At 31.3% G+C, this 6,711-nt stretch carries 6 protein-coding genes; all 6 read left to right on the plus strand.

What is annotated here, in order from left to right:
* The first annotated feature begins 4 nt into the window (after window positions 1-4).
* On the plus strand, window positions 5-331 hold the full coding sequence (locus BM549_RS13660) for a DNA-directed RNA polymerase subunit omega (protein ID WP_290470776.1): 327 nt from the start codon (window positions 5-7) through the stop codon (window positions 329-331).
* A 2-nt stretch (window positions 332-333) separates the two neighbouring features.
* The gene (gene coaBC, locus BM549_RS13665; protein ID WP_290470777.1) at window positions 334-1,545 is read left to right on the plus strand and encodes a bifunctional phosphopantothenoylcysteine decarboxylase/phosphopantothenate--cysteine ligase CoaBC; all 1,212 of its coding nucleotides are present in this window, start codon (window positions 334-336) and stop codon (window positions 1,543-1,545) included.
* The gene (locus BM549_RS13670) at window positions 1,538-2,425 is read left to right on the plus strand and encodes a DUF4835 family protein (RefSeq protein ID WP_290470778.1); all 888 of its coding nucleotides are present in this window, start codon (window positions 1,538-1,540) and stop codon (window positions 2,423-2,425) included. The genes coaBC and BM549_RS13670 overlap by 8 nt, the downstream gene beginning before the upstream one ends.
* A gap of 57 nt (window positions 2,426-2,482) precedes the next feature.
* Window positions 2,483-4,135: a DNA repair protein RecN gene (gene recN, locus BM549_RS13675; protein ID WP_290470779.1), complete on the plus strand. Its 1,653-nt coding sequence runs from the start codon at window positions 2,483-2,485 to the stop codon at window positions 4,133-4,135.
* Between the two features lie 79 nt (window positions 4,136-4,214).
* Entirely contained in the window at window positions 4,215-5,036 is an 822-nt protein-coding gene (locus tag BM549_RS13680; protein WP_290470780.1) for an SDR family oxidoreductase, read from the plus strand.
* Window positions 5,037-5,262: 226 nt separating this feature from the next.
* Window positions 5,263-6,711, plus strand: a 1,449-nt coding sequence (locus BM549_RS13685; protein ID WP_290470781.1) for a choice-of-anchor J domain-containing protein, incomplete at its 3' end; no start/stop codon positions are given.

Below are 6,711 nucleotides of genomic sequence, written 5' to 3' on the forward strand. Positions count from 1 at the left end.
AACCATGGATTTAAAAAAGATTGATGCGCCTTTAAGCACGACAACTTATAATAGAAATGCAATAGATGCACCAACAGAAAACATCTACGAAGCTATCTCTATTATTTCTAAAAGAGCAGAGCAAATTAATTCTGAAATTAAAAAAGAATTAATTGAAAAGTTAGAAGAGTTTGCAACATACAACGATTCTTTAGAAGAAATCTTTGAAAATAAAGAGCAAATTGAAGTTTCTAAATTTTACGAAAAATTACCAAAGCCACACGCTTTAGCAGTAAAAGAATGGTTAGATGAAAAAATCTACCATAGAAACACAGAGGAAGACAAAAAATAATTATGTCTATATTAAGTAGCAAAAATATATTACTAGGCATAAGCGCTGGTATTGCTGCTTATAAAACAGCCTCATTAGTAAGAGCATTTATAAAAGCAGGTGCAAACGTAAAAGTTGTAATGACACCTGCTTCTAAAGACTTCGTAACACCTCTTACATTATCTACACTATCTAAAAATCCTGTACATTCAAGTTTCTATAATGAAGACGATGAAAATGCAGAATGGAATAACCATGTAGAATTAGGTCTATGGGCAGATTATTTAATAATTGCTCCAGCAACGGCCAACACACTGTCTAAAATGGCACACGGGACTTGCGATAATTTATTATTAGCAACATACCTTTCTGCTAAATGTCCTGTATATTTTGCACCAGCAATGGATTTAGATATGTACAAACATCCATCAACAGCAAATACTTTTAAAACATTACAAGCATTTGGTAATGTAATGATTCCTGCAACATCAGGAGAATTGGCAAGTGGGTTAGTAGGTCAAGGTCGTTTAGCAGAACCAGAAGATATTGTTACTTTTATGGAAAACGATATTTTAGGAAAATTACCTCTAAAAGGAAAAACAATACTAATTACAGCAGGTCCTACGCACGAAGCCTTAGATCCAGTACGATTTATAGGAAATCACTCAAGTGGTAAAATGGGGTTTGAAATAGCAAAAGCTTCCGCTAGTTTGGGAGCAAATGTTATATTAATAACAGGTCCAACACACCAAAAAGTAAACCATAATTTAATTAAAGTTGTTCCCGTAGTTAGTGCACAAAATATGTACGATGCAGCACATACTTACTATAAAGATGTGGATGTAGCAATACTTTCTGCTGCAGTTGCAGATTATAAGCCAAAAGAAGTTTCTAATAAGAAAATAAAAAAGAAAGATACAACGTTAGTATTAGAGTTAGAAAAAACAAAAGATATTTTGGCATCTTTAGGCGAAATAAAAGAGAAACAACTTTTAGTAGGTTTTGCCTTAGAAACTAATAACGAATTAGAATACGCAAAAGGAAAGCTAAAAAAGAAGAATTTAGATTTAATTGTTTTAAATTCGTTAAACGACAAAGGTGCTGGTTTTAAAAGTGAAACTAACAAAGTAACTATTATCGATAAAGAAAATAATATTAAAGCTTACAACTTAAAATCTAAAGCAGAAGTTGCTAAAGACATTTTAAGTGAAGTAATAAACAAACTAGATGCGTAAATTAATTATACTTGTAGCCATTTGTTTTACCGCAATAAGTTTTGCTCAAGAACTTAATTGCAATGTTGTAGTAAATGCACAATTAACGGGAAACGAAAATTTACAGATTTATAAAACTTTAGAAAATCAACTTAAAGAATTTATAAATAAAACGCAATGGACAAAAAAACAGTTTAAGTTACAAGAACGTATAGATTGTAATATAGTAATAAACGTTACAGAACGTAATAACGAAAATTACAATGCAACAATTCAAGTGCAATCTTCACGACCTGTTTATGGCTCTTCATACACAACACCAATTTATAATATAAACGATAAGGATTTTAATTTTAATTACGTAGAATTTCAAAATCTTATTTATAACGAAACGCAATACGAATCAAATTTAGTATCTGTGATAGCATTTCACATTTATATGGTTTTAGGTTTAGATGCAGAAAGTTTTGCATTAGAAGGTGGTGAAACTTATTTTAAACAAGCCCAACGTATTGTAAACTATTCACAAAGAGATAATAATACCGGTTGGAAATTAGAAGATGGTTTACAAAGCCGTTTTGCTATAATAGATAATATTTTATCACCAACATTTATTGAGTTTAGAGAGGTAATGTATAATTACCATAGAAGAGGATTAGATATTATGGCGCAAAATAAAAAAGATGGTAAAAAAGAGATATCTATTGCCTTATTAAATTTTGCAAAAATGAATAGCCGTAGACCAAACTCTTATTTATCAAGAGTGTTTTTTGATGCAAAAGCACAAGAGATACAAGATATTTTTTCATCAGGACCAAGTATAGAAGTCTCTGGATTGGTAGATGTTTTAAATAGTGTAGCTCCTACACATGCAAGTAAATGGAGAAATATTAAGTTTTAATTTATAACCATTTTACTTTCGTAATTGGTTATCTTAACCTTAAAATTAATACTTTAAATGTTAACCGCACTTTCAATAAAAAATTACGCGCTTATAGATTCGCTTCAAGTAGATTTTAATAATGGATTTACAATTATTACAGGAGAAACTGGAGCCGGTAAATCTATATTACTTGGTGGATTGTCACTAATATTAGGTAAACGAGCAGATTTAAACAGTTTAAGAAATAAAGATAAAAAGTGCATTATAGAAGCTCATTTCGATATTACAAGCTATAATTTAAAACACTTGTTTGAAGCTAACGATTTAGATTTCGAAACACATACTATAATTAGAAGAGAAATTTTACCATCAGGTAAATCTAGAGCATTTGTTAACGATTCTCCAGTAAACTTAAGTAGTTTACAAGTATTGGGCGAACAGTTAATAGATATTCACTCTCAACATGAAACGCTTCAGTTAGTAGATGATGCATTTCAATTTCAAGTAATTGACGCCTTATCTAACAATAAAGAAGAACTTCAAACCTATTCAATTAAGCTTTCAGAATATAAAAAATTAAAAAAAGAATTAGAGCGCTTACAACAATTTCAATCTGAAGCCATAAAGGAACATGATTATAATACTTTTTTACTTGGCGAATTAGAAACAGCAAAGCTAAAAGAAGGAGAATTAGAAGCTTTAGAAGAAGAGTATGAAACATTAAATAATATTGAAACTATACAAGAAAAATTAACGGTTTCAAACCAATTATTTAGTGATGAACAAATTGGAATTATTAATACTCTAACAGAATTAAAAGTAGTTTTAAAACAACTCGCTACAATTTCAATTAAATATCAAGATTTATATAATAGAGTAAACAGCAGCTTTATTGAATTAGACGATGTGTTTTCAGAGCTTGAAGCCTTTCAAGGTGACATAGAAGCAAACCCAAACAGATTAGAAGAAGTAAACAGTAAATTAGCACTTTTAAATAATTTATTTCAAAAGCACGCAGTAGATAATATTGCCGCATTAATAGAAATTAAACATAAATTACAAAATAAAGTCGATGCTACAGAAAATGTAGAACAGGACATAGAGCAAAAAGAAAAAGAAATAAACAAAGTAAAAACAAGTTTAGACGGTTTAGCAAAAAAAATAAATACTAAAAGAGTAAAAGCTATACCAAAATTAACACAAGAATTACAAAGTATATTAGCTCAATTAGGCATGCCAAATGCTAGATTTGAAATAAAAATAACAGACTCACAAACCTATTTTTCTAATGGTAAAGATGAGTTGTCATTTTTATTTTCTGCAAATAAAGGTGGGCAATTTCAATCATTAAAAAAAGCAGCTTCAGGAGGAGAATTATCTAGAATTATGTTAGCCATAAAATCTATACTAACTAGATATATAAAATTACCAACAATAATGTTTGATGAGATAGATACAGGAGTGTCTGGAGAAGTATCAAATAAAATGGCAGATATCATGTCTCAAATGAGTGTAACAATGCAAGTATTTAGTATCACACATTTACCACAAATAGCAGCAAAAGGTAACTCGCACTTTAAAGTTTATAAAGAAGATGTAAATGAAGTAACAACAACTAATCTTGTAAAATTAAATCACGATGAGCGTATAATAGAAATAGCACAAATGTTAGGCGGAGTAGATGTATCAAATTCTGCTTTAGCACATGCAAAAGAACTATTGAATTAAAATTATTTCTATTATTAATATTATCTTTGATTAAAAATTAAAACGAATTACTACAACTAACGATATAACAATAAAAAACATGTCATATAACTTACTAAAAGGGAAAAGAGGAATTATTTTTGGAGCTTTAGATGAAAACTCAATTGCTTGGAAAACAGCAGAACGTGTTCATGAAGAAGGCGGAACCTTTGTATTAACAAATGCACCAGTTGCTATGCGAATGGGTCAAATAAATGAACTTGCAGAAAAAACAGGTTCACAAATAATTCCTGCTGATGCAACTTCTACTGAAGACCTTGAAAACTTAATTACACAAGCAACCGAAATTTTAGGTGGTAAATTAGATTTTGTTTTACATTCTATAGGTATGTCTATAAACGTAAGAAAAGGTAAACATTATACAGACCAAAACTATGCATGGACACAAAAAGGAACAGATGTTTCAGCAATGTCTTTTCATAAAGTAATGCAAACCTTATATAAGCAAGATGCAATGAACGAATGGGGAAGCATAGTAGCTTTAACATACATGGCTGCACAACGTGTTTTTCCAGATTATAATGATATGGCAGATAACAAAGCTTATTTAGAAAGTATAGCACGTAGCTTTGGGTATTTCTTTGGGAAAGATAAAAATGTAAGAGTAAATACAATTTCTCAATCTCCAACACCTACAACTGCTGGAAGTGGTGTAAAAGGATTTGATGGTTTTATAGCTTATGCAGAAAAAATGTCGCCATTAGGTAACGCAACAGCAATGGATTGTGCAAATTATACAGTTTCATTATTTAGTGATTTAACTAAACGTGTAACCCTACAAAACCTTTATAATGATGGTGGTTTTAGCAACATGGGAGTTAGCGATGCAGTTATGGATGCTTTTGTAGAAGGGCAGAAGTAATATTAAAACATATATTATTTAAAAACCATATGGCTTAGGCTATATGGTTTTTTTTATACATAGAAGTAAATTTAAAGTTATTAAAACATTAAAATAATTCAATTATTACATTTAATCGATGATTTTATTCTTATAAACGATTTGTTAATAGTTTACTAAAAAAGCTAAAATATTATAGATATTTTAGACGAAATGATGTGAATACTCAACTAATAACAATCAAATTATGAAAAAAATTACTTTATTACTTTTAGCAATGGTAGCCTTTTGTTGGCAATCCAATGCGCAATTTACAGAGAGTTTCGAGACTGAAATTCCTGCAGCATGGACTGTTTTGGATTTGGCAAGTTCAGGTACTTGGGCTCAAAGTACAACTATTACTGGTGGAGCTCAGGATGGAAGTGGTGCCGCAAAAATTATTTACGACACATCAGCTGCTCATGACGATTACTTAATAACACCAGCCATAACAGTTACAGCTGGTATGAATGATAGATTATCATTTTGGGTAAAATCTAGAAGTAGTGCCTATTTAGAGCCATACGAAGTATTATTGTCTTCAGTGTCAACTGACGCGGCAGATTTCACTACTGTTTTGCAACCTTCTACTGATGCACCATCTACATGGACAGAGTTAACGTTTGATTTAAGTGCTTATGTTGGAAGTACAATTTATGTAGCAGTTAGAGCGACAGGAAATAATGAATGGGAATTGTATGCAGACAATTTTGTAAATGATGCTGCACCTCAATGTACACAGCCAACGGCAACTGCTATTGTTGGTACTACTGATTGTTCTGGCGCAGGAACATTTATGATCGATGTTGATGTTACTAATTTAGGTGATGCTACATCACTAACAATTTCTAATGATGCAGGAGTAGCTAGTACACCAACTGCTGCGACAGGTATAGTAAGTGTTGGACCTTTTAATTCAGGTACAGATGTAACTATTACAGTTGAGCACGATCAAGATAGCATATGCAATTTACAGTTAGATTCTATTTCTTATTATTGTCCACCTGTAAATGATGAATGTCTTGATGCTATAACATTAACTGTTAATACAGATTTAGCATGTGGATCTGTAACAGCGGGAACTAATGTAGCTGCTACAGAATCTTCAGAAATGGAAACTTCTGGAGAAATTACTGGAACACCGTATACAGATGTATGGTATAATTTTGTTGCAACATCAGAATATCATACAATTTCTTTAACTAATGTAGTAGCAGTTATTGGAACATCTACAGATATGGGTATGGCTTTATATGATGCAACTTCAGGTTGTGGTGCTTCATTGGCAGCACCAATAAGAGATAGTGACCCAAACTCATTTACTGTAACAGGTTTAACAATTGGTACTACTTATTTATTAAGAGTTTATGGTTGGTCAAATACTCAGAATACTTCAGCACAAACAACGTTTGATGTCTGTGTAGGTATACCACCAGAACCAGTAGCAAATGATGATTGTAATGGTGCTACAGTAGTTACACCTTCTATGGATAATACATGTACAACAGTAGTTTCTGGAACTACAGAAAATGCATACGATAGTAATGATGGTTGTGGAACAAGTGGAAAAGATGTTTGGTATAGTTTTACTGCAGCTGTAGATGGTACATATACTGTAACTATAGATGAGACTTTCGATTCTGGTTTTACATCTACA

The sequence above is a fragment of the Lacinutrix sp. MedPE-SW genome, from assembly GCF_001874145.1.
In the GTDB taxonomy this organism is placed as follows: Bacteria; Bacteroidota; Bacteroidia; order Flavobacteriales; family Flavobacteriaceae; genus Lacinutrix.